21 protein-coding genes and 1 riboswitch are annotated in these 23,540 nt (G+C 63.4%); of the genes, 15 read left to right on the top strand and 6 right to left on the bottom strand.

Annotated features, from left to right (window positions below):
• Nucleotides 1–25 precede the first annotated feature (25 nt).
• Both U0029_RS00180 and gluQRS read left to right on the top strand, forming a co-directional pair.
• Complete coding sequence (locus U0029_RS00180) at nucleotides 26–484, top strand: DUF494 family protein (RefSeq protein ID WP_012419014.1); 459 nt, start codon at nucleotides 26–28, stop codon at nucleotides 482–484.
• 49 nt (nucleotides 485–533) lie between these two features.
• A complete protein-coding gene (gene gluQRS, locus U0029_RS00175) occupies nucleotides 534–1,409 on the top strand; it encodes a tRNA glutamyl-Q(34) synthetase GluQRS (protein WP_012419015.1) in 876 nt (291 codons plus the stop codon).
• Here the strand turns inward: gluQRS and U0029_RS00170 are convergent.
• Nucleotides 1,406–3,964 (bottom strand): GDYXXLXY domain-containing protein, encoded by a 2,559-nt coding sequence (locus U0029_RS00170; RefSeq protein WP_114852127.1) that lies wholly within the window; start codon nucleotides 3,962–3,964, stop codon nucleotides 1,406–1,408. The two genes, gluQRS and U0029_RS00170, sit on opposite strands and share 4 nt — an antisense overlap.
• Nucleotides 3,965–4,027: 63 nt before the next feature.
• Here U0029_RS00170 and U0029_RS00165 point away from each other — a divergent pair, with 63 nt between their 5' ends.
• The 7 genes from U0029_RS00165 (at nucleotide 4,028) to U0029_RS00135 (ending at nucleotide 12,584) form a co-directional block, all read left to right on the top strand.
• A complete protein-coding gene (locus tag U0029_RS00165) occupies nucleotides 4,028–6,664 on the top strand; it encodes a DNA topoisomerase III (protein WP_012419017.1) in 2,637 nt (878 codons plus the stop codon).
• Nucleotides 6,665–6,798: 134 nt separating this feature from the next.
• Nucleotides 6,799–7,848 (top strand): ABC transporter substrate-binding protein, encoded by a 1,050-nt coding sequence (locus U0029_RS00160; protein ID WP_012419018.1) that lies wholly within the window; start codon nucleotides 6,799–6,801, stop codon nucleotides 7,846–7,848.
• The gene (locus tag U0029_RS00155; RefSeq protein WP_039051343.1) at nucleotides 7,848–8,618 is read left to right on the top strand and encodes an ABC transporter ATP-binding protein; all 771 of its coding nucleotides are present in this window, start codon (nucleotides 7,848–7,850) and stop codon (nucleotides 8,616–8,618) included. Before U0029_RS00160 ends, U0029_RS00155 begins: the two co-directional genes overlap by 1 nt.
• 11 nt (nucleotides 8,619–8,629) lie before the next feature.
• On the top strand, nucleotides 8,630–9,484 hold the full coding sequence (locus tag U0029_RS00150; RefSeq protein WP_012419020.1) for an ABC transporter permease: 855 nt from the start codon (nucleotides 8,630–8,632) through the stop codon (nucleotides 9,482–9,484).
• Nucleotides 9,484–10,284 (top strand): SDR family oxidoreductase, encoded by an 801-nt coding sequence (locus U0029_RS00145; protein ID WP_012419021.1) that lies wholly within the window; start codon nucleotides 9,484–9,486, stop codon nucleotides 10,282–10,284. The genes U0029_RS00150 and U0029_RS00145 overlap by 1 nt, the downstream gene beginning before the upstream one ends.
• Before the next feature lie 83 nt (nucleotides 10,285–10,367).
• Nucleotides 10,368–11,801, top strand: coding sequence for an aldehyde dehydrogenase family protein (locus U0029_RS00140; protein WP_039051344.1), 1,434 nt, complete (start codon nucleotides 10,368–10,370; stop codon nucleotides 11,799–11,801).
• 24 nt (nucleotides 11,802–11,825) lie between these two features.
• Nucleotides 11,826–12,584, top strand: a complete 759-nt coding sequence (locus U0029_RS00135) for an SDR family oxidoreductase (protein ID WP_012419022.1) — start codon at nucleotides 11,826–11,828, stop codon at nucleotides 12,582–12,584.
• Between the two features lie 9 nt (nucleotides 12,585–12,593).
• Here U0029_RS00135 and ilvB read toward each other — a convergent pair whose 3' ends face one another.
• Nucleotides 12,594–14,408 carry a biosynthetic-type acetolactate synthase large subunit gene (gene ilvB, locus U0029_RS00130; protein ID WP_012419023.1) on the bottom strand — a complete coding sequence of 605 codons (1,815 nt, stop codon included), beginning with the start codon at nucleotides 14,406–14,408 and terminating at the stop codon, nucleotides 12,594–12,596.
• 93 nt (nucleotides 14,409–14,501) lie between these two features.
• Between ilvB and U0029_RS00125 the strand changes: the two genes are divergently transcribed.
• Entirely contained in the window at nucleotides 14,502–14,984 is a 483-nt protein-coding gene (locus U0029_RS00125; RefSeq protein WP_012419024.1) for an Lrp/AsnC family transcriptional regulator, read from the top strand.
• Here the strand turns inward: U0029_RS00125 and U0029_RS00120 are convergent.
• Nucleotides 14,969–15,895 carry a bestrophin family protein gene (locus tag U0029_RS00120; protein WP_012419025.1) on the bottom strand — a complete coding sequence of 309 codons (927 nt, stop codon included), beginning with the start codon at nucleotides 15,893–15,895 and terminating at the stop codon, nucleotides 14,969–14,971. The genes U0029_RS00125 and U0029_RS00120 overlap by 16 nt on opposite strands.
• Before the next feature lie 129 nt (nucleotides 15,896–16,024).
• Here U0029_RS00120 and U0029_RS00115 point away from each other — a divergent pair, with 129 nt between their 5' ends.
• Nucleotides 16,025–16,537 (top strand): SET domain-containing protein, encoded by a 513-nt coding sequence (locus U0029_RS00115; protein ID WP_012419026.1) that lies wholly within the window; start codon nucleotides 16,025–16,027, stop codon nucleotides 16,535–16,537.
• Nucleotides 16,538–16,634: 97 nt separating this feature from the next.
• Nucleotides 16,635–16,781, top strand: a riboswitch (FMN riboswitch).
• A 98-nt stretch (nucleotides 16,782–16,879) separates the two neighbouring features.
• Complete coding sequence (gene ribB / locus U0029_RS00110) at nucleotides 16,880–17,566, top strand: 3,4-dihydroxy-2-butanone-4-phosphate synthase (RefSeq protein ID WP_012419027.1); 687 nt, start codon at nucleotides 16,880–16,882, stop codon at nucleotides 17,564–17,566.
• 10 nt (nucleotides 17,567–17,576) lie between these two features.
• Here the strand turns inward: ribB and U0029_RS00105 are convergent, their stop codons facing one another.
• The 3 genes from U0029_RS00105 to panE form a co-directional block, all read right to left on the bottom strand.
• Nucleotides 17,577–18,068, bottom strand: coding sequence for a nucleoside 2-deoxyribosyltransferase (locus U0029_RS00105; RefSeq protein ID WP_012419028.1), 492 nt, complete (start codon nucleotides 18,066–18,068; stop codon nucleotides 17,577–17,579).
• Between the two features lie 14 nt (nucleotides 18,069–18,082).
• On the bottom strand, nucleotides 18,083–18,538 hold the full coding sequence (locus U0029_RS00100) for a nuclear transport factor 2 family protein (protein WP_012419029.1): 456 nt from the start codon (nucleotides 18,536–18,538) through the stop codon (nucleotides 18,083–18,085).
• A gap of 94 nt (nucleotides 18,539–18,632) precedes the next feature.
• Nucleotides 18,633–19,553 (bottom strand): 2-dehydropantoate 2-reductase, encoded by a 921-nt coding sequence (gene panE, locus U0029_RS00095; RefSeq protein ID WP_012419030.1) that lies wholly within the window; start codon nucleotides 19,551–19,553, stop codon nucleotides 18,633–18,635.
• A 371-nt stretch (nucleotides 19,554–19,924) separates the two neighbouring features.
• Here panE and U0029_RS00090 point away from each other — a divergent pair, with 371 nt between their 5' ends.
• The 3 genes from U0029_RS00090 to U0029_RS00080 are packed head-to-tail and all read left to right on the top strand — an operon-like array spanning nucleotide 19,925 to nucleotide 23,534.
• Nucleotides 19,925–20,938 carry a BMP family protein gene (locus U0029_RS00090; RefSeq protein WP_012419031.1) on the top strand — a complete coding sequence of 338 codons (1,014 nt, stop codon included), beginning with the start codon at nucleotides 19,925–19,927 and terminating at the stop codon, nucleotides 20,936–20,938.
• Complete coding sequence (locus U0029_RS00085) at nucleotides 20,935–22,464, top strand: ABC transporter ATP-binding protein (protein ID WP_012419032.1); 1,530 nt, start codon at nucleotides 20,935–20,937, stop codon at nucleotides 22,462–22,464. Before U0029_RS00090 ends, U0029_RS00085 begins: the two co-directional genes overlap by 4 nt.
• Nucleotides 22,461–23,534 (top strand): ABC transporter permease, encoded by a 1,074-nt coding sequence (locus tag U0029_RS00080; RefSeq protein ID WP_012419033.1) that lies wholly within the window; start codon nucleotides 22,461–22,463, stop codon nucleotides 23,532–23,534. Before U0029_RS00085 ends, U0029_RS00080 begins: the two co-directional genes overlap by 4 nt.
• Nucleotides 23,535–23,540: the final 6 nt, after the last annotated feature.

Raw genomic sequence — 23,540 nt, 5'->3', positions numbered from 1 at the left:
TGCAAACCGGCTACTTTTACGCCATATGTTCGATATCCTGGTTTATCTGTTCGAAAACTATTACACGCCGCAAGCCTGTCCTGCGGCCGATGTGCTGGCAAAGCGGCTTGCCGCCGCCGGCTTCGAGCACGAAGACATCGACGACGCTCTGGGCTGGCTCTACGGCCTGGCCGAAACCACCGAGCGTTGCGTCGAGCTCGCCCAGGCGCCTGCCAGCGGCTTTCGCGTCTATACCGATGCCGAATACCAACAGTTAGGCAGCGCCTCGATCGGTTTCATCACCTTTCTCGAATCGGCGGGCGTTCTGCCTGCCCCGCTGCGAGAGATCGTGATCGACCGCGCCCTGGCTTCGCCCGAAGCGCCGGTTTCCCTGTCCAAGATCAAGATCATCGCCTTGATGGTCCTCTGGAGCCAGGAAGCCGAGATCGACAATCTCGTGCTCGAAGAGCTGCTAGACGACGAAGAAGCCCGCCGTCTGCATTGATCAATGCCTGCCGCAGTGCGCTGCGGCATGACTGCTTTTTCCCTCTGCCTTGAGCTATATCGGCCGCTTCGCTCCCAGTCCCAGCGGCCCGCTGCATGCGGGCTCGCTAGTTGCCGCCCTGGCAAGCTGGCTGGACGCGCGAGCCCACGGGGGCCGCTGGCTGCTGCGCATCGAAGATGTCGACCGGCCGCGCGCCGTGCCCGGCGCCGATGCCGTTATCATGCAGCAACTGCGCGACCTGGGCCTATTTTGGGATAGCGAGGTGCTGTGGCAATCCCGCCGAGATGCGGTCTACCAGGCCGCGCTGGACCGCCTGAGTGCTGCGGGCCTGATCTACGGCTGCGCCTGCACCCGTCGCGAAATTGCCGATTCGGCCTTACGCGGTCCCGCCAGCGCCGACGGCGAGCGCCCCTATGCGGGTACCTGCCGCAACGGTCTGCCGCCTGGCAGGCCAGCGCGCGCCTGGCGCCTGCGGGTGCCTGCAGGCATCGTCACTTTCAATGATCGCTGGCTGGGGCCGCAATCCCAGGATGTGGCGCAGACTGTGGGCGATTTTGTGCTGCGCCGCGCGGATGGCCTGTGGGCCTATCAACTCGCGGTCGTGGCCGATGACGCCGCACAGGGCGTGACCGACGTGGTGCGCGGCGCAGATCTGCTCACCTCGACCGCACGCCAGCATGTGCTCGGCCGCCTGCTCGATCTGTCGCTGCCCCGCGTCATGCACGTGCCTCTGGTCAGCGATCCGGCCACGGGCCTGAAGCTTTCCAAGCAAAATCATGCCCCGGCGCTCGATACCCGCGACCCCGTGGGCACGTTGTCGCAAGCCTGGCTCAGCCTGGGTTTCTCCCCCCTCGCGGCACGGGATACCCAGGCCTTTCTGGCACAGGCCACCGACCGCTGGCGTGCGCGCTTTGCCATAGCTTAAAGCGGCTGCAAATCCTCTCCGAGCAAACGCAGCAAGAGACCGGTACCCTGGTCATTCACGCGAACCTCGCCATAACGAGCGCCTTCATAGCGCGGACCTTCACCCTCGGGGAAAAAATAGGCATTGGTGATGATGCGCACGCCATCAGGACGCACGCGGTAGCGCAGAGCCAGTTCCGAGGCCTCTTGCGGCTGCGCGCTGGCCTGAATGCGCCGAGGCTGCGCCACGCCGCGATCGTCAAGCGACAGAATCACATATCCATCGCGATCGGGCTCATCCTGCTGCGCGCGCAGCTTGTTGATGGCTGTACTCGCCGCGAAACGCAGCGCCATATAGTCTCCCTGCATGAGCGAACGGGGATCGACCGGGGCCAATTCAAGAATGACGACCTGCCCATGAGCCAGCAACTGTTCGCGCTGATAAATGGTGAAGTTGCACACGCCCAGCACGAGCAAAAGGCCGGCGAACACGACCGCCACGCGCCGCCGCATCGCGGGCGAAGCCGGCGACACAGACACCCGGACAGGCGGCCTGGCACGGCGCGGTAATAACCAGACCAGACCGCGCAGCAACAGCATCAATACCGCCGCCCCCACCAGCCAGAACGACTTTTGCAGCAAGGGAACCTGGAGCTGGTAGTAATAAAGCATCAGGTAAGCCAACAGACTAAGCACCCCGAAGCCGGTCAAGCGCGGCTTGTTCAAGCCGAATCCCAACAACAGCCAGGTCAGTGCGAAGGCAATGCCAGGACTGGGCATCCAGAACAGGCCCAGCACCAGCAAGGCCAAGGGCGTGAGCAAGACCATGGCGCGTGTGAGTGTCTGTCGGCGCGGCCAAAGAAGCCAGAACGCGACGACAGCCGGCAACACGGCGCCCGCAATATTCAACAGGGCCGTCAGGCGATGCAGCCGCCACAGCGCGGGCAGTTGATCCACCCCAACGCCGCTTGCCACCCAGACCAGCCCTTGCACCGACACCAATAAGGCCCAGGCTAGCGGTTCCAGCAAATGCGGCCGGGAACGCGCCCAGCCTTGATTGGCAGCGAAGGCGATTGCGGCAGCCCAGGCGCCCAGCACGACGACAGGCAGCCAGAGAAAATTGGCCTGCATCGTATCCAGCGCGAACCAGAAGTCCAGACCGTCGCCCTGTCCGGTTTGCAAGGCTTGCAGAATCAGGCCCGTCATGCCCAAGGCGATCAGACCGCCGCTGAGAAAGCGCAGCAGCACATCGGGCGCCAGCAGATAAACCGCCAACGCCAGCAACACGACAAAGAGGTTGGGGTTAAGGACGGACTCATTGCTGAAGAAACTGTAAACCACCAGCCACTGACCTGCGAAAGCCATGGCGATGGCGCACTGACGCCAGAACAACCCAGCGGCCGTGCGCAGAACGGCCACGCCCGCCGCCGTCAACACCAGGCCGAGCACAATGGCGCCCTGATCGGAGCGGACCAGCCCCGACGCGAACAGAAACACCAGCAGCAGCAAGGTCGCCAGCCAGGCGCTCAAACCCAGCAAGCCTTGCACGAGCCAGGGCGCGCGGGCAGGGGCCGCCACGTCGGCAGGCCTATCGCTGGCCGGGTCCAGACTCAGACCCGCTTCAATCACTGCAATCACTGCCGGTTTCGCGCCGCTCACACCGCTGGCGGCCAGCCGGCGCAGCCAATGCGCAGCCCACACAGCCTCGGCCATCAGCAGGGCGGCCAAGGGCAGGGCGGCCCAGGCGCCCAGATCCCGCCTCAGCAACCACTCGCCCACCACCCACAAGGACACGCAGATAACGCTGACAGCCAGCATGGCCAGGATGACCAGATCGCGGCGGCAATACTGATAAAAATAGCCCATGCCTAAGATGACGAGCAGCCAGGCCAGACCGGCGGCGCCACGCGGGTTATCAACCAGAATATTGAACAGCAAGGGCGCTACCAGGGCGGTCAGGGCCAACAAGGCCAGTACGCGCGGTCCGACCCGGGCGCTGACATGGCGCCGGCGCGCGGCCGCTTCCCAGATGCCCAGCATCAGCAGGTTCACCGAGGCCACCAGCAGCACAATGAGCTCACGATCAAAGACGCGCTCCCACCACGGCAGCACATGCTCCCGGATTCCTAAGGCCAGCGCCATATTGACGATCAGGCACCAAAGCAGCCATAGCACCTGACTGCCGGCTGCCAAAGCCCAAGGCAGCAATAACAGAGCCCACCAGGCGAACAATTCCCAGCTATCTGCGCCGGTCTGATAGATTTGTCCCAGAAGAGCCAGCAGGGCGCCCAACAACAGGCCGGACAGGGATAGCACGGCGCCGGCCGATTGTTGCCGCAGCCTCTCTGTCCCTCTTAACCTGAGCGCCAGCCAGATGCTGACTAGGACCGAAACAGCCAAAAGTCCCTGTGTCAGGGTAAAACGATAGAGTTTTCCCATGCCGGGCCAATTGGCCGCAACCCAGCAAATCACTCCGCTGCCGAGGAGCAAAATGCCCAGCCAGAGCGTGCTTCGCCCAAGAAATTGACGCCATACGTGGAGTTCCGATCCCTCCTGCCGAGTGGTGCCGACTTGCATGTCGCTAATCTCCCCTCTTATCATCCGCGCTAATTAAGGCGGGTCTGCCGCCACTGGATACTCATGAACAAAACGCTGATTATCGCCGAGAAACCCTCGGTAGCCCTCGATATATCACGCGCCCTGGGAGGTTTTGCGCGCGAGGGCGACTTTTTTGAAAGCGAAAGTTACGTACTGGCTTCCAGTATCGGGCATCTGCTCAGTCTGGTGGCGCCCAACGATCCGGTCAAAGGCAAGTGGAGCTTTACCCATTTGCCGGTTATTCCGCCTGCTTTCGAATTAGGACCGACGGACAAAAAATCATCCGAGCGCCTGAAGCTGCTGGTCCGCCTGGCCAAGCGCAAAGACGTCGACACCATCATCAATGCCTGTGACGCCGGACGCGAAGGCGAACTGATCTTTCGCTACATCATTCAGTACGCCGGGGTCAAAAAGCCCATCAAGCGCTTGTGGCTGCAATCCATGACCCAGGCGGCGATCCGCGAGGCCTTCGCCAATCTGCGCGACGACGTGCAGCTCAAGCCGCTCGAAGCGGCGGCCCGCTCTCGCGCCGAGGCAGACTGGCTGGTGGGCATCAACGGCACCCGCGCCATGACGGCCTTCAACAGCAAAGACGGCGGCTTTTTCAAGACGCCTGTCGGACGGGTCCAGACCCCTACGCTGGCCATCGTGGCCGAACGCGAAAGCCGCATCCGCAGCTTCGTGCCGCGCGACTACTGGGAAGTTCATGCCACTTTCGTTGCAGCGGCCGGCCTGTACGAAGGCCGCTGGATCGACCCCGATTTCAAGAAAGATGAACGTGACCCCGAAAAACGCGAGTCGCGTCTCTGGTCAGCAGCGGCCGCGCAAAGCGTGGTGGCTGCCTGCCGCGAACAATCGGGCAGCGTCACCGAAGAGTCCAAGCCTTCGACCCAGATGTCGCCGGCCCTGTATGACCTGACCTCGCTGCAGCGCGAAGCCAACGGCCGCTTCGGTTTCTCGGCCAAAACGACATTGTCTCTCGCCCAGACGCTTTACGAGCGCCACAAGGCGCTGACCTATCCGCGTACCGACTCGCGCTACCTGCCCGAAGACTACGTCAACACCGTGCGCCAGACGATGCGCGCGCTGTCCGAAGGCGGCTCGAACGCCGTGGGCGGGCTGGCGCGCCATGCCGGCACGGTAGTGAGCAATGATTGGGTCAAGCTACACCGCCGCATCTTCGACAACAAAAAGGTCTCGGACCACTTCGCCATCATCCCGACACTGCAGATCCCTCACGATCTGAGCGAAGCCGAAGGCAAGATCTACGACCTGGTGCTCAAGCGCTTCCTGGCCGTGTTCTTCCCCGCCGCCGAATACCGCCTTACCACCCGTCTGACCGAAGTCCAGGGCCATCGCTTCAAGACCGAAGGCAAGGTGCTGGTCGCGCCGGGTTGGCTGGCTGTCTATGGCAAAGAAGCCCAGGGCGAAGACGCCAATCTGGTGCCGGTGGCCGATGGCGAAAAAGTGCGCACCGAGGACGTGCGGGCAGAAGCGCTCTCGACCAAACCACCTGCGCGCTATAACGAAGCGACACTGCTGTCGGCAATGGAAGGCGCGGGCAAGCTGGTGGATGACGGTGAGTTGCGCGAGGCCATGTCGGAACGCGGCCTGGGCACGCCGGCCACACGCGCGGCCATCATCGAAGGCCTGCTCAACGAAAGCTATCTGCGCCGCGACGGACGCGATCTGGTGCCAACCGCCAAGGCGCGCCAGCTCATGACTCTGCTTGCGGGTCTGGACGTCGCCGAACTGACTTCGCCCGAACTGACCGGCGAATGGGAGCACAAGCTCAAGCAGATCGAGCAGGGCGGGCTGGATCGTGAAGCCTTTATGCGCGAAATCGCCCAGATGACGCAAGTCATCGTCAAGCGCGCCAAGGAATACGAACGCGACACGGTGCCGGGCGACTACGCCACCCTGAAAACCCCTTGCCCCCACTGCGGCGGCGTCGTGAAGGAAAACTATCGGCGCTATGCCTGCACTCAATGCGAGTTCTCGATCAGTAAACACCCTGGCGGCCGCACCTTTGAGTTGCCCGAAGTCGAAGAGCTGCTCGCCAAGCGCGAGATCGGTCCGCTGCAAGGCTTTATCAGCAAAATGGGCCGGCCCTTTGCCGCCATTCTGCGCATCAGCGACGAGTACAAACTCGAGTTCGACTTCGGTCAGAGCGACGAAGAAGACGACACGCCAGTGGACTTCAGCGGCCACACGCCGGTGGGCGCCTGCCCCAAGTGCCACTCGCAGGTGTTCGAGCACGGCATGAGCTATGTGTGCGAAAAATCGGTGGGTCCGGCCAAGAGCTGCGATTTCCGTTCGGGCAAGGTCATCCTGCAACAGGAAATCTCGCGTGAACAGATGAGCAAGCTGTTGTCGGAAGGCCGTACGGATCTGCTCGACGGTTTCGTGTCCAGCCGCACCAACCGCAAGTTCAAGGCCTTCCTGGTGCGTCAGCCCGATGGCAAGATAGGCTTTGAATTCGAGCCGCGCGGCGATAAACCCGCTCGCCGCGCGGCGGCCAAGAAGGCGCCGGCCAAAACCGCAACGAAAACCGCGGCCAAGACGGCCGTAAAAAAGGCGGCGAGCAAGACAACCACTAAAACAGCCTCGAAAACGGCCACCAAGACCGCAACGAAAACGGCTGCCAAAAAGGCAGCCGCAAAGAAAACAGCGGCTTGATCTGAGGTTCCGACATGCCCGGTACGCCGGGCATGTTTTTTTGTGCGGCCGCTTTATGTGTCCACGGTTGGTAAGCGGTCACGAGTGCGTTATCGTTTGCGGCACATCGGCCTGTTAACCCCCACGAGGATGATATGACTTCTCCCTCCCTCGGCCTGACGCGTCGCCAGTTGCTGGCTGGCGCAGCCGCCACTTCGCTGATTGGCCTGCCTGCCTTCGCGCAGCGTGCGAACCTGGGCAAGGCCGTCTATGGCCAAGGCAGCATCGATCCCTTTTTCGCGGCGGGCTATGTGGCCCTGAAAAAAGGCTATTTCGGCGACAACGGCCTGAGCATCGATTACCTCAACTCGCAAAGCGGGCCGCGCACCAATCAGTTGCTGGCGGCAGGGCAGATTCTGTTTGGCGCCACAGCCGCCACGGCCGCGCCTGCCCTGACCCTGGCCGGCAAACCGGCCACGCTGATCTTCGGCTTTGACCGCAAGCTCACCTACGCCAACGTGATCGTGCGCAAGGAAGACTACGACAGCGGCAAAATCCGCAGCATCAAAGACCTCGCGGGCAAGCGCATGGGCGCGACGCAGCCTCAGTCCAGCACCTGGCTCATGGCGGTCTATCTCACCCAGAAAGCCGGCGTGGGCGACAAGGTCGATATCCGCCCCCTGGGCGATCTGGCCACCATGCTGGGCGCATTGAAAACCGGCTCGGTATCGGCCAGCATGGCCACCATGTCCATGATGGAGCAGGCCAAGGCCGAAGGCTGGGGGGTGTCCATTTTCGACGCCACGACCGATGCCTCCTGGCAGGCCTTCATGGGCGGTGACGTACCCGGCATCGCCGCGCTCGCACTGCGCGACACGGTAGAGAAACGTCCGGAAGTCGTGCAGGCTTTTGTGAGCGCGCTAGTGAAGGCACAGGACTTCATCAATACGCACAGCGCGGCAGAAGTCACGGACACGATCTACGCCGATTACCTCAGCGCTTTCCCGCGCGAGGCCATCGAGAAAACCATCGCTGTTTATCAGGATGGTGTGTTCCTGAAAGACAACATCATCACCGAAGACGCCTATGGCCGCCTGTGCGCCATCATGGGCGATGACCGACAATTCTCCAATGCCGAACTGGCCCGCGTACCGTACTCGGCCTGCGTGGACATGCGCTTTGTGCGCAAGGCAAGAGGTCTTTGATGATCGAGCTGGAGCACGTCGGCAAGGTCTATCACAGCCGACAGGGCACGACGCATGCGGTGGGCGATGTCAGCCTGACGATAGGCGAGGGCGAGTTTCTGTCCATCGTCGGCCCCTCCGGCTGCGGCAAAAGCACCTTGCTCAACATGATCGCGGGCTTTCTGCCGCCTTCGGCCGGCCGCCTCATGGTCGATGGCCTAACGGTCAATGGCAAAGTGCCGCCCAAGCTGGGCTACATCTTTCAGAAGGACACGCTGCTGCCCTGGTACACCGTACGCAAGAACGTGGCGCTAGGCCTACGCTTTATGGGTATGGCGGCCAAGCACATCGCGCCACGCGTCGATCATCTGCTGCGGCTAGGTCATCTGGAGGGTTTCGCCGATGCTTACCCGCATCAGCTCTCCGGCGGCATGCGCCGCCGCGTCGCGCTCTTGATGAGCCTAGCGGTAGAGCCCCGCATTCTGTTGCTGGACGAGCCTTTCGGCGCGCTCGACACCCACACCAAAACGCATTTGCACCGCGAACTAGGCGATATCTGGCGCAACCTGGGCCAAACCATTGTGATGGTCACGCATGACCTCGATGAGGCCATCACCCTATCGGATCGCGTGGTGGTGCTGTCCGGTCCGCCAAGCCGTGTGCTGCTCGACGAGCGCATCAGCATCCCGCATCCGCGCGACGTATTCACGCTGCGCGAAACCCCGCAATTCACCGCCCATGTGCAAAGCCTGTGGTCTGTTCTAGGCCAGCAATTTCGCGCCGCAGCCTGAAGCGCCACACCATGAAAGACATTCCGATCGATGCCGAAGCCAGCGGGTATATCCGCGAAGAACGCCGGCAGGCCGCCGGGCGCCGCCTGCGCATCACCGCCTGGCAGATTCTCTTGCTGGCACTGTTTCTGGGAGCCTGGGAAGGCCTGACGCGCATTCCCTGGTTTGTGCAGAACACCCTGTTCGACCCCTTCTTCATCAGCCAACCCTCACGCGTGGCGCTACGACTGTGGCAATGGATGCAGCCGGGGCCGCAATCGGTCTGGCCGCATCTGTGGCTGACCCTGCAAGCCACCCTGCTGGGACTGGCCGTGGGCGTGGGCAGCGGCTTTGTCGTCGGCCTGGCGCTGGCCCGCAACCGCTTTCTCGCCGACATATTCAACCCCTTCATCGTCGCCTTCAACTCGATGCCTCGCATCGCTTTCGTGCCGCTGATCACGATGTTCTTCGGCCTGGGAATGGCGTCCAAGGTCGTGACCTCCTGGTTCGTCGTGTTCTTCCTGGTGTTTTTCAACACCTATAAAGGCGGGCGCAGCGTAGAGCGCGAACTGGTGGATTTCTGCCGCACCCTGGGCGGCTCGCCGCGCCAGATTCTGTGGCGGGTGCAGATCCCTACGGCGGCAGCCTGGACCTTCGCAGCACTGCCCAACGCCATCAGCTTCGCCTTGATCGGTGTGGTGCTGGCCGAGTTCGTGGGTTCGACCACCGGCATGGGCTATCTGATGATCACGGCGCTGGCGACTCTGAACGCCACCGACATGTTTGCGGCCGTCACGCTGTTGTCGATAGTGGGGATTGTTCTGGTCTATTGCGTTACGTGCTTAGAGCGTAGACTGCTGCATTGGGCTCCTGAATTCCGCGAATGATGTTTCCGCCGTCAATCTTTCCGCCACCGCTGTCCTATCTGCAACAGTTCTCATTGGCTGGCCAGGTCGCCCTGGTCACCGGATCGGCGCGGGGCCTCGGTTGGGAAATCGCCCGCGCAATGGCGGCAAGCGGCGCCCATGTGCTCATCAACGGCCGCGATGCGGCCAAGGCCGAAGCCGCTGCCGCCACGCTGCGCACGGCTGGCCTGGCAGCCTCGGCGCTACCCTTTGACGTCTCCGATCACGAGGCCATGCAGGCCGCCTTCGTCACACTCGATGCGCAGCACGGCCGTCTGGACATCCTGGTCAACAACGTCGGAGCACGCATCCGCAAAACCCTGCGTGACATCAGCCCCAGCGAAATCCGTCAGCTCATTGATACCGATCTGGTTGCGGGCATCCTGCTGGCCAAGCTGGCCACTGAACGCATGGCGCGGCAGGGCAGCGGGCGGCTCATTGCCATCACCTCGGTGGTCGGCGAGCTGGCGCGCGTGGGCGATGCCGTCTATCCGGCCGCCAAACAGGGCCTGACCGGCCTGATGCGGGCGCTGGCCGCCGAATTCGGCCCGCAGGGCATCACCAGCAATGCCATCGCGCCCGGCACCTTCGCCACGCAAACCAATGCGGCGATGGTGGCAGACCCGCTGATCGGGCCCGGTCTGGCCGCACGCAATCCCATCGGCCGCTGGGGGCGCCCCGAAGAGATTGCAGGTGCAGCCGTTTTTCTGGCCTCGCCCGCCGCATCCTTCATCAACGGCCAGGTGCTGGCCGTGGACGGAGGGCTGTCTGTCCAGTTTTGAACTCCCTGTCCGCACCTGCTGGCGCGGACGAGATGTTTTGCTTTCGCTTTTTCTCATTATTCTTCCAACAAGGGTGGTTAGGCATGAAGCAGCATTTCATCGACAATCGATTCGTTCCCGGCAGCTCCGGGGAAGCGATTGACGTCATCGATCCCTCCACGGGCGAGGCTTACGAGCGCATCGCGCGCGGCAACGCGGCCGACATCGATCTGGCCGTGCAATCCTCGCGGCGCGCCTATGAGGGCGCCTGGGGGGCTCTGTCGGCGGCCGAACGCGGCCGGCTGCTGCTGGCCCTTTCGCTCAAGATTCTCGAACACCATGATGAACTCACGCAGATCGAGTCGCGTGATTGCGGCAAGCCGCTCAAGCAGGCACGCGCCGACGTCACCGCCATCGCCCGTTACTTCGAGTTCTACGGCGGCGCGGCCGATAAGCTGATGGGAGAAACCATTCCCTATCAGAACGGTTACACGGTGCTGACGCTGCGCGAGCCGCACGGCGTCACGGGCCACATCGTGCCCTGGAACTACCCGTTGCAGATCTTCGGTCGCAGCGTGGGCGGCGCACTAGCGGCAGGCAATGCCTGCGTGGTCAAGCCTGCCGAAGACGCCTGCCTGTCGCTGCTGCGCGTGGCCGAACTGGCGGCCGAGGTGGGCCTGCCTCCCGGCGCGCTGAACATCGTTACGGGTTACGGCCATGAGGCCGGTGACGCGCTGGCCCGTCATCCCGGCATCGACCACATTTCCTTCACCGGCTCACCGCGCATCGGCGTACTGGTCACGCAGACCGCTGCCGAGAACCACGTTCCGGCCACGCTGGAACTAGGCGGCAAGTCGCCGCAGATCGTGTTCGACGATGCCGACATCGACGCGCTGGTGCCGGTCGCCGTCAACGCCATCGTGCAAAATGCAGGCCAGACCTGCTCGGCGGGCAGCCGCATCCTGATCCAGCGCAGCGTCTACGACAAGGTCATGACGCGCCTGTCGGAAGCCTTCGGCGCCCTGCGCACCGGCTCCTCCTCGCAAGACCTGGATTGCGGCCCCCTGATCCGCAAGAGCCAGCTCGAGCGCGTGCAGAACTTCCTGCGCCAGGCCGAACAGGACGGCATCGTCACGGCGGCGCGCGGCAGCATCGCCGAGGGCGCGCCGGCTAACGGTTATTTCCAGGCGCCGACGCTGCTGGGCAATGTGCCGGTTGACCACCTGCTGGCCCAGGAAGAAATCTTCGGCCCGGTGCTGGTCGCCATCCCCTTCGATGACGAAGCCGATGCCGTGCGCATTGCCAACGCCACGCAATATGGGCTGGCCGCCAGCATCTGGACACGCGACGGCTCGCGCCAGCTGCGCCTGGCGCGAAAGATACGCAGCGGGCAAGTTTTCATCAACAACTATGGCGCTGGCGGCGGCGTCGAACTCCCTTTCGGCGGCGTGAAAGCCAGCGGCCATGGCCGCGAGAAAGGTTTTGAAGCCCTCTACGGCTTCACCGTTCTGAAAACCATCGCCATCAAACACGACTGACCAACAACAAGGAGACAACACATCATGCGTTTGCAAGGAAAGACCGCCATCGTGACGGGCGCAGGCTCGGGATTCGGCGAGGGTATCGCTGTGGCTTTCGCACGAGAGGGCGCCAACGTCGTCGTAGCCGACATCAATGAGGCCGGCGGCCAGCGTGTAGCCGAGGCCATCAAGAGCGCGGGCGGCAACGCCATTTTTGCGCGGGCCGATGTGTCGCGCAGCGACGATATCGCCGCGCTGCTGGCCACCACGCTCAAGGCTTTCGGCGGGCTGACCACGGTGGTCAATAATGCAGGCACCACGCACCGCAACCGCCCCTTGCTCGAAGTCGAGGAGGAGGAGTTCGACCGCATTTATGCGATCAACGTCAAAAGCATCTTCCTGACCGCCAAGCACATGGTGCCGCACTTCCGCGCCCATGGCGGCGGCTCTTTTATCAACATCGCCTCGACCGCCGCGATCCGTCCGCGCCCGGGCCTCACCTGGTATAACGGCAGCAAAGGCGCGGTCGTCACGACCAGCAAGTCCATGGCCGCCGAACTGGGCCCGGACAACATCCGCGTGAATTGCGTCAATCCGGTCATCGGCGCGACAGGCCTGCTGTCGGACTTCATGGGTGTGCCCGACACCCCGGAAAACCGCCAGCGCTTCCTGGCATCCATCCCGCTGGGCCGGTTCTCGACCCCGGAGGATATCGCCAACGCCTGCCTTTATCTGGCCTCAGATGAAGCCGCCTTCATCACAGGCACCTGCCTGGAAGTTGACGGCGGACGCTGCGTGTAAGGCCGCGCCTTACTCCTCAAACCACTTGCCGGCGGCCAGCATCATGCGATGGTGGCCCTCTCCGGCAGGCATCATGGGGAAGCAGTTTTCCTGGGCGGCTACCGTGACGTCCAGGAAAAAGGGCCCGTCATGCGCCAGGCATTGCGCCAGCGCAGCATCGAGTTCATCGGGATGCTCGACCCTGGCCGAGCCCCAGCCAAAGGCGCGCGCCAGCGCCACGAAATCCGGCAGCGACGCGTTATAGCTGTGGCTATAGCGCCCGCCGTGTATCAGCTCCTGCCACTGGCGCACCATGCCCATATAGCCGTTATTGCACAGCACGACCTTGACCGGTGCGCGATGCTGCATGGCCGTGGACAGCTCCTGAATATTCATCAACACCGAGGCGTCGCCGCTCACGCACACGACGGTTTTATCGGGATGCGCGATCTGGGCGCCAATGGCAGCCGGCAGACCGTAACCCATGGTGCCGGCGCCGCCCGACGTCAACCAGCGGCCCGGCCGGTCAAAGCGCAGATACTGCGCCGCCCACATCTGATGCTGGCCCACATCGGTAGACACAATGGCGTCGTGGCTGGCCAGCGCGGCGTTCAGACGCGACATCAGTTGCTGCGGCAAGATGGCGTCGCCCTGCGCCTGCCAGGCCAGGCAATCCCGTGCACGCCACCTCTCGATGCGGGACCACCAGCCAGCCAGCTGCGCGGCGGGCGTCTCGCGCAATTCGGCGCTCAGGGCCTCCAGCATGGGAAGACAGTCACCCACCAGAGCCGCATCGACACGCACCACCTTGTTGATCGAGGTCGGGTCGATATCGAGATGGATCTTGCGCGCATGAGGGCAGAACTCGGAAAGCTTGCCGGTGATGCGGTCATCGAAGCGGGCGCCGATGCAGATCACCAGATCGGCCTCGTGCATGGCCAGATTGGCCTCCAGCGTGCCGTGCATGCCCAGCATGCCCAGGAATTGCGGATCGGAGGCCGGGAACGCCCCCAAACCCATCAGCGTAAGCGTGCAGGGCGCGCCGGTACGACGCACCAGCTCGGTAAACGCCGCGCAGGCTTGGGCGCCGGAATTGATCAGGCCGCCACCACCGTAGAAAACTGGCCGACGGGCCTGGGCAATCATGGCTGCGGCGCGGCGCAAGGCGCCGGCGGGCAGGCGCAGCGCCGTCCTGCTGGTCTGACGCCGTGCGCGTGAGGCGGCGAGCGCAGCGGTGGCGGATTCAATATGGTCGGGGCAGGGCCGCGCCAACTGCACATCTTTGGGAAAATCTACCAGCACCGGGCCCGGACGGCCCTGGCGTGTCAGGGTGAACGCGCGGGCCACCACATCAGCCACGTCTTGGCAGCGCCGTATCTGGGCATTCCATTTGGTGACCGGACGCGAAATGCCGATGGCGTCACACTCCTGGAAAGCATCGGTGCCGATGGCGCAGGTGGCGACCTGGCCACTCACGCAAAGCACCGGGATGGAGTCGCACATGGCGTCCAGCAGACCCGAGGTGGTGTTGGCCATGCCGGGCCCGGACGTCACGAACACCACACCGGGACGGCCGGTGCTGCGCGCATAGCCTTCGGCGGCATGCACGGCGGCCTGCTCGTGGCGCACCAGCACATGGCGCAGACGCGGCTCGGCGTGCAGGGCATCATAAAGCGGCAGCACCGCGCCGCCCGGATAACCAAATACGGTGTCCACCCCCAGATCAATCAAGGTTTGCAGCAGAATCTGCGCGCCATTGCCGGCCAGGGCGGCGGCGGGAAGAGTGTCAACAGGATCGAGGGCCGCGAGGGCCTGGGCGTGGAGGCGGTCATTCATGCTGAACATCTTAGGGGAGTTCATGCAGAATTTTTATCTTCTTTTCCGCAAACTTCCAGGATAAGCAGTAAATTTATCTTTCCTATCCACAATTAGAAGAAAATGAATCTCGATAAATTTGACCTGGCGATTTTAAAGGTGTTGCAGGACAACGCCCGGGCCAGCCTGGCCGAGATCGGCCAGGCTGTGGGTCTGTCATCCACCCCCTGCTGGAACCGCATCAAGCGCATGGAAAGCGCGGGCGTCATTCGAGGCTATACGGTTGACCTGGACCCGGCCAAGCTGGGCTATACCGACACCGTGATCGTCCATGTCACGCTGGAGAGCCACAGCGAAGAAACCCTCTACGAATTCGGGCGGGCGCTGGCCGACATACCTGAGGTGCTGGAGGCCTTTCTGGTGTCCGGCGACTACGACTATTACATCCGCATCGCCGTGCGCGACACACGCGACTACGAGCGCCTGCTGCGCGAACGCCTCTATCGCATCCCGGGCATCCGGCACAGCAAATCCGGCTTTGTGCTGCGCAGCCTGAAAGAAAGCCGTTTGCCACTGACGCCGGCCGACCCTCAATCCAGCCGGTAGCGCTGCGGGGTCATCGGAGCAGGCAGCTCGCTTGCGCCCAAACCATCGAGGAGGTCGATGGCCACCTGACGCGCCATGGCATTCAGGGGCAAATCGTTGTCGGCCAGGCCGAAGGGATCTTCCAGCTCGTCGCCCACCGCGTCCAGGCCGAAAAAGGTATAGGCGATGATGGCCACCGCCAATGGCATAAACAGGCCCATCGTCGCGACCAGGCTGAAAGGCAGGAGAAGACAGAACAGCCAGGCAGTACGGTGCACCAAGAGGGAGTAAGCAAAGGGCGTCGGGGTGAACTTGATGCGTTCGCAGGCGGCCTGCGCCGCGCCGCAAATGGCCAGGCGCGCCACCAGCCCTTGATACACCACCTCGCCAAAGCGGCCGGCGAGCTGGGCCTTGCGATAATCCTTGGTGAGCAAAGCCAGCAGCGCATCGGCCAGATTCGCGCGGCCGTCGAGCGCGCGCATATCCTCGGCATCGAGCCAGGGTGACAGGGCGGCCCGTCCATCCTCATCGCGCAATCGCGCCGCCAGCGCATGCGGAAATGCCACCATACGCCGCACCTGGCGGCATACGTCCTCATCGCGCACGGGCCGGCTTTCGCCCCACAACACGGTGGTTTCGCGCGCCAATGCGCGCAACTGCACGATCAGCTCACCCCATTGCTTGCGCGCCTCCCACCAGCGGTCGTAACAGACGTTGTTGCGAAAACCGAGAAACACCGAAAGCGCCAGGCCGAACAGCGAGAAGGGCACCGCCCCCAGATGTCCCGGCGAAAAATCGCCCGCATCATAGACGGCCGCAACAATGCAAGACAGGCCGATCATGAAGAGTAATTTGCCAGCGATGCGCGGCAGGATCGAGCCGCGCAGAATGAAAAGCAAGGTCAGAGCAGAGGGGCGAGGGCGGACAATCATGAAGCAGCCAGACAAGGAAGAGTGCGCGCGTCACTATACGCCTGTCGGGCGTCGGCCGATATAATGACGCGCAGCCTTTTGCCGCAGGCTGCAGCCCCTGTTTGAAGCCTCTCGTTTGAAGCCTCTCCCATGACCACCGACACCGCAAAACCCTGGTATGCCGTGCGCCGCTCCAAGCTGCACGGCACGGGCGTATTCGCCGCGCGCAAAATCCCGGCCGGCACCCGCATCATCGAGTATGGCGGCAAACGCATCAGCGCGGCCGAGGCCGACAGGCGGCACCCCACCAACCCGGACGATCCTTTCCACACTTTTTTCTTCGCACTGAGTTCGGGCAAAGTCATCGACGGCGGCGACCAGGGTAATGACGCACGCTGGATCAACCATTCCTGCACGCCCAATTGCGAAGCCCAGGAAGGCAGCCACGGCAAGCGCGTGTACATCGTGGCGCTGTGCGACATCCCGCGCGGCCAGGAGCTGGTCTATGACTACGGCCTGGTGCTCGATGGCCGTATCACCAAGGCCCTGAAAGAAGGTTACCGCTGCCTGTGCGGCACCGAAAACTGCCGCGGCACCATGCTGGCGCTGCCCAAGAAAAAGAAAGCCCCGAAAACGCCGCTGGCGCCCGCCTCCAAGGCCTGACCCGGACAACGCCGTCAGTCGGGCGTAAGCTTATTTCCCAGCAGTTCACCGCTCAGGCGTACAATTTGCCTCGCCGTGTCACAGACACGGCCTTGCAGTACGTCTTCAGGGCGGGGCGAAACTCCCCACCGGCGGTATGCCGCGCAATGCGGTGAGCCCGCAAGCGCCCGGCTTTAAGCCGGGGTCAGCAGATCTGGTACGAAGCCAGAGCCGACGGTCATAGTCCGGATGGAAGAAGATGTGCCAGCACAACCCGTTTGGGCGCAGCGCCCAGGCGGTATTGCGTTTGGCTGTCGTAGCCCTGAAACGTTTTTCGCCCATTCCTTTAGCGAGAGCGTTTCAATGTCCAATCAGAATCTTTCCCCCTTATTCGCCCAGCCCTTCCCCATGCGGCTGGAACGCGCCCTGCATCATCTGCGCCTGGGCCGTCCCGTCATCCTCATGGATGACTTCGACCGTGAGAACGAAGCCGATCTCATCGTCGCGGCCGACAAACTGACCGTGCCGGTCATGGCCCAATTGATCCGCGATGGCAGCGGCATCGTCTGCGTCTGCCTGCCGGGCGACATCCTGGATACGCTGCAACTGGCGCCGATGGTGCCACGCAACCAAAGCCGCTACGCCACTGCCTTTACCGTATCCATCGAAGCCGCCAGCGGCGTGTCCACGGGCGTATCCGCCGTGGACCGCGTCACCACCATCCGCGCCGCCATCGCCCCCAACGCCAAGGCTGGCGATGTGGTCAGCCCAGGCCATGTATTCCCCTTGCGCGCCCAGGAGGGCGGAGTGCTGACGCGCCGGGGCCACACCGAGGGCTCGGTGGATCTGGCCAGGCTGGCGGGCCTGCGCCCGGCCGGCGTGCTGTGCGAACTGATGAATGCCGACGGCACTATGATGCGCGGCACGGCGCTGGAGCACTACGCGGCGGTCCAGGGACTGGTGGCGCTGACCATTGCAGAATTGGCCGAGCACTTGCGCGCCGAAACAGCGGGTGCCGTCGAAGCCGACGAGGCGGCCCTGGCCGCGTGATAGCGCCTGGCTAGGCGGCGGCGATCCTGCGCAAGCAGGCTCGGGCGTCGCCCTGCACATAGCGCGCGCCGCAAGCCAGCATCAGGTTTAGAGGCAGACCGAAATCTTCGACCGTATAGCCCTGTGCATCGACCCATCTGCCATCGGCGGCGCGCTGCCCCGGCACTTGCTGCACCAAGGGATGGGTCTCGTCCGTGTAGGCCCAGACCGGCTTGCCCAGAGCGACGGCATAACCCACCTCGAAGGCCGTGCCGGAGTCGGGCTCGGCGCCGCGAAAACGGTTCAGATTGGCCATGACCAGATCCGCGCGGCGGATCAGCGTGACGTTCTGGCGGTAAATCCAGTCAGCGAGCGCCTGGCCGGCAAGATGGGCCGGCGCCTGATTATCCAGCGGGTAGAGGCCTTCGTAACCATGTTCGCGGCATAGGGCCTTGAGACGCTCGCCATGCGAGATCGAGTCGGCCCGAAAGACATCGAAGCCGGCGAGATAAATGCGCTGCATAGGGGCCCCTGCGCTTAGAACATGCCGTTGGTGTTGGCGGGGTTTTCGGGGATTTCCTGGCTTACGTCCCAGTGCTCGACGATCTTGCCATTCGTCAGGCGAAAAATATCCACCGTCGCCTGACCCCGGTCTTCCGGCCCGTCTTTCAACAGGCTGTGAACCACCACGAGATCCCCCTCGGCGATCATGCGTTTGATCTCGGCCGAGGCCTGCGGATTCTGCTCGAAGTAGAGCGAGAAATACTCCGCCAGCGGCGCGCTGCCCGACTCCAGATAAGGGTTGTGCTGCACAAACTGTCTATCCACATAACGCGACACCGCCTCTTCAACCTGATGTTCTTCGAACATCAGGCGAAAGAATGCCTGCACCACATCCTTATTCTGCTGCACACTCTGCGCCTGTGCCGCGCACGCCGTGACCATGAGGATGCCGGCCATCCAGACCCGCATCAACGCCTTGAACTGCTTCATGCCTGAAATCCCGGGAACTTGGCAGGCCAGTGTACGAGAAACCGGGCGATGATAGCGGCTACGGTGGCCACTATCGCTACCGTACCCTAGGGAATCATCCCCGGCGCGCCTGATAGACCTGTAGATTCATGTAGGCAAGACGCAACAACGGCGTATCGACGCCGAGCATGCGTCCCCGGTGCGCCATATCTCCCACGATATGGTCACTTTCGACGCGCAAGCCCAGGCTCAGGTCGCGAAACATGGACGCTGTCATGGACAGAGTCGGATCGGTCAGTATCTTCAAGGCTGCGGCATCCGCCTTCGGGCGCACGGAATGGCCGCTGGCGGCCGCCACACGCTGCGATTCAAGCAACAAATCCCGCATGAAGCCGATGCCTTCGGGCGTCGCACAGATCTGGCCCACCGAACCGCGCATCAAACAGGTCGATGCGGCTAGCGAGGTCAGGAAAACGAACTTCTCCCAGATATCCGCGTAGATGTCGTCACTCAGTCGGCAAGAGAAGTTGGCGCCGGCCAAGGCCGCCTCCAGCGCAATACAGCGCGCGCTGCGTGTTTCGCCCGCACGCTCTCCGAACACGAGGCTGGCTAGCGGCCCCATATGCACGATCTCACCGTCAGGGCCCAGCATTGCACTGATCTGGCACAAACCGCCCAAGACGCGATGCGCACCGAACTCGCGATCCAGGATGTCGTACTGCAAGACACCATTGATGATGGGCAGCACCGCCGTATGCTCGCCCACGGCGGGACGGATGGCCTCGATGGCGCTGTCCAGGTCATAGGCCTTGCAGCTCAGAATGACCACATCGTAATCATTGCCCAGTTCATCGGCCGTGATCACGGTGGGATGCAGGGTGGCGTCGCCAAGCGGGCTCTTGATGCGCAGGCCTTCGGCGCGCAATGTCTGCGCTCGGGCGGGACGCAGCAGAAAACTCACATCGGCACCCGCCTCAAAAGCTCGGCCGCCGAAATACCCGCCGGTGCCACCCGCACCCAATACCAGAATCCGCATTCTCCTCTCCCAAGTCCATGGATTACCCGGCGCTCGTCCCTGGCGCCGCCATCGCCATTTAAAGAGAGGCTGGTAAGCGCGCGCGAACAGGGCAAAACCCGGCTGCCACCCGATGGGCGGCCAATCGGGCAAGTGTAGGCCGTCGCGCTGACAAATCGGTGCGCATCCCTGTCCACAGATCGGCCACCCCATACCGGTGCAGGCAAGGCGTCGCGGTGGTGCGTACAATTCCCTCCCGCAGTGCCTGTCCGGCCCGAGGTTTGCCCGAATTTCGCGCGGCCCGGCAATGGCATACAACTTGCTTCGTCAGGAGAAGGCGCACGTTAACGGCACGCGCTTCTTCTCCTGCCTCGATCCTCTTAGGAAATCACATGACATCATCGCTTCGTGGCGCTGCGCGTCGCAGCCTGCTCAAATTCGGCCTCGCCGCCAGCATCGCCTTGTTCGGCAGCGTGGTTCAGGCCCAAACGCCAGCCAAACCCAAGGTAGCAGCGATCTATACGGTGCCAGTCGAACAGCAATGGGTTTCGCGCATTCACAAGGCCCTGACTGCCGCCAAAGAAAAGGGCGACATTGATTACGTCTACTCTGAAAGCGTCGGCAATGCCGACTACGAGCGTGTGCTGCGCCAGTACGCAGAGCAAGGCAACAACCTGATCGTGGGTGAAGCCTTCGCCGTCGAATCCGCTGCGCGTAAAGTCGCCAAAGACTATCCCAAGACCGGCTTTCTGATGGGCTCCTCGGGTAAGCCGCAACAGCCCAATTTCTCGGTTTTCGATAACTACATCCAGGAACCCGCTTACCTGACCGGCATGATCGCCGCCGGCATGAGCAAAAGCGGCCAGATCGGTCTGGTGGGCGGCTATCCCATCCCCGAGGTCAACCGCCTGATGCAGGCCTTCATGGCCGGCGCCCAGGAAATCAATCCGCAGGCGCGCTTCACCGTGACCTTTATCGGCTCCTGGTTTGATCCCCCGAAGGCCAAGGAAGCCGCCTTCGCCATGATCGATAAGGGCGCCGACGTGCTTTACGCAGAACGTTTTGGCGTGTCGGATGCCGCCAAGGAACGTGGCAAGCTGGCCATCGGCAATGTGGTCAACACCCAGGCGCAATATCCCGAGACCGTGGTGGCCACGGCGCTGTGGAATATGGAACCGACCATCGCCCACGCCCTGACTGCGGTCAAGGCAGGCAACTTCAAGGCCGAAGATTACGGTCAGTACTCGCTAATGAAGCATCAGGGTTCCGAACTGGCCCCGCTGGGCACCTTTGAAGGCAAGGTGCCCGCCGATATCATGGCCAAGGTCGCGGCGCGCCAGAAGTCCATCCTGGACGGCAGCTTCACCGTGAAGGTCGTCGATAGCGAACCCAAGTCGAGCAAATGAACCAAGCCGCCACTGCTCTGCGCTTGACAGGGATTACCAAGCGCTTTGGCAGCCTGACGGCCAATGACGACATCTCGCTCGCGCTGGACGCGGGCGAGGTGCTCGCCCTGTTGGGCGAGAATGGCGCAGGCAAGTCCACCCTGGTCTCCATCCTGTTCGGTCACTACGTGGCCGATGCCGGACACATCGAAGTCTTCGGCCAGCCCCTGCCACCCGGACGCCCCGATGCGGCGCTGGCGGCAGGCATCGGCATGGTGCATCAGCACTTCACGCTGGCCGACAACATGACGGTGCTAGACAACGTCATGGTCGGCACGGAGTCCCTCTGGAGATTCGCTTCGGCGCGCCGCGAAGCACGCCGCAAGCTGATCGAACTCGGCGAGCGCTTCGGCCTGGGCGTCGATCCGGAGGCCCGCGTGGGCACTCTGTCGGTCGGCGAAAAGCAGCGCGTTGAAATTCTCAAGGCGCTGTATCGCGGCGCCCGCATCCTCATTCTGGACGAACCCACTGCCGTGCTCACGCCGCAGGAAGCGCAAGCCCTGTTCGCCACGCTTCGCGGTTTTGTCGCCCAAGGCCTGGCGGTCATCTTCATTTCGCACAAGCTGGATGAGGTGATGGCCGTCTCGCGCAGAGTGGCCGTGCTGCGCGCCGGCCGCCTAGTCGCCGAACGCGCCACCGCCGACACCAATACGGCTGAACTGGCCGAGCTGATGGTCGGCCGCAAGGTCATCATGCCGCGCGCCGAGGCCGCCTCGGCACGCGACCAGGCCGCCCCCGTCTTGCGCCTGTCCCAGGTCACGGTGCGGGCCTCGCACAGCGCTGTGCCCTTGCTCGACGCGCTGGACCTTACCGTGCACCAACACGAAATCGTCGCCATCGCAGGCGTGGCCGGCAATGGCCAGCAAGCCCTGGTGTCCGTGCTGACCGGTCTGCGCCAACCCGCCGACGGCACGATCCGTCTGGGCGCTGAAAGCGCCCTGGCGCCACGCACGCCGGCAGGCTGGACCGCCGCAGGCGTGGGCCGCATCCCCGAAGACCGCCATCATGAAGGCGTCATCGGCGACAGCCCCCTGTGGGAAAACGCCATCGTCGAAGACCTCGATAATCCGCGCTTCGCCCGCTACGGCCTGATCCGGGCGCGGGCCGCACACGCTCACGCCGCTGACATCGCACGCCAATACGATGTGCGCGCCGCTTCGCTGGATGTGCGCACGCGCAGCCTGTCGGGCGGCAATATGCAAAAGTTGATCCTGGGCCGGGCGCTATCGCGCCAGCCGCGGTTCATCGTCGCCGACCAGCCCACCTGGGGTCTGGACATCGGCGCTGTGGCCTATGTGCGCGAACAACTGCTCGCAGCCCGTGAACGGGGCGCAGGCATCCTGCTGGTCTCCGAAGACCTGGAAGAAATCTTCGCGCTTGCCGACCGCATCGCCGTGCTCTGCGCGGGCCGTCTGGTCGCAGACAAGCCGGTAGATCAATGGACCCCCGCCACCGTCGGGCTGGCCATGACTGGAGTTTCAAAATGAGTCTTATCCTGGAGCGGCGCCCCGAACCCAGCCGCTTCGTTCTTGCGGTCGCGCCGCTGCTGGCCATCGGCTTTACGCTGCTGATCTGCACCCTGCTGGTGGCCTGGGCGGGCGCCCCCATTGGCCGCACCTATGTACTGCTATTCGACGGCGCTTTCGGTTCCCGTTTCGCTATTTCCGAAACGCTCACGCGGGCCACCCCGCTGATGCTGACCGGCCTGGCCTGCGCAGTCGCTTTCCGGGCGCGCCTCTACAACATCGGGGCCGAAGGCCAGCTTTACCTGGGGGCGCTGGCTGCCGTGGCCGTCGGCGGCCTGCACGGCGGCAGTGGCTTTGACCTGCCGGCGCCGGTGCTGTTCGCCGGCATGCTGCTGGCCGCCGCTGCCGCAGGCGCGGCCTGGTTGCTCATCCCGGCACTGCTGAAGTCCCGTCTCGGCGTGGACGAGGTCGTCACCACGCTGCTAGGTAACTTCATCGTGCTGCTGTTCGTCTCCATGATGCTGGACGGCCCCATGAAAGACCCGATGGCGATGGGCTGGCCCCAATCGGTGGCGCTCAATGGCGATCTGGAGCTGGGCAAACTCATCGAACGCACCCGTGCCCATACCGGCCTGCTGTGGGCGGCTGGCCTGGCCGTCGGCCTGTGGCTGCTTAACCGCTATAGCGTGTTCGGTTTTCAGATGCGCGCCGTTGGCGCCAACACCCATGCCGCGCGCTTTCTGGGCCTGCCTGTCACGCGCGTCATGCTAGGCACTGCCATTCTGTCGGGTGCGCTGGCCGGCCTGGCAGGTGCACTGGAAGTTGCCGGCCGTACGGGCTATGTCACGCTCGATATGTCGCCGGGCTATGGCTATACCGGTGTGGTCGTGGCCATGCTGGCCGGACTACACCCCCTGGGCGTAATCGCCGCCAGCATCTTCGTCGCCGGCATGCTGGTCGGCGCCGACAGCATGAGCCGCGCCATCGCCGTGCCCAACTACATCGCCGACGTGATCGTCGCCACCTCGCTGCTTTCCATGCTGGTGGCCACGCTCTTCGCGCAATACCGGCTGCGCCGCAACCCCGCCTGAGGATCT

The organism is Bordetella avium (assembly GCF_034424645.1).
GTDB lineage: Bacteria > Pseudomonadota > Gammaproteobacteria > Burkholderiales > Burkholderiaceae_B > Bordetella > Bordetella avium.
The sequence above is the reverse complement of the archived record's forward strand: the minus strand, read 5'-3'. Positions and strand labels throughout refer to the sequence as shown.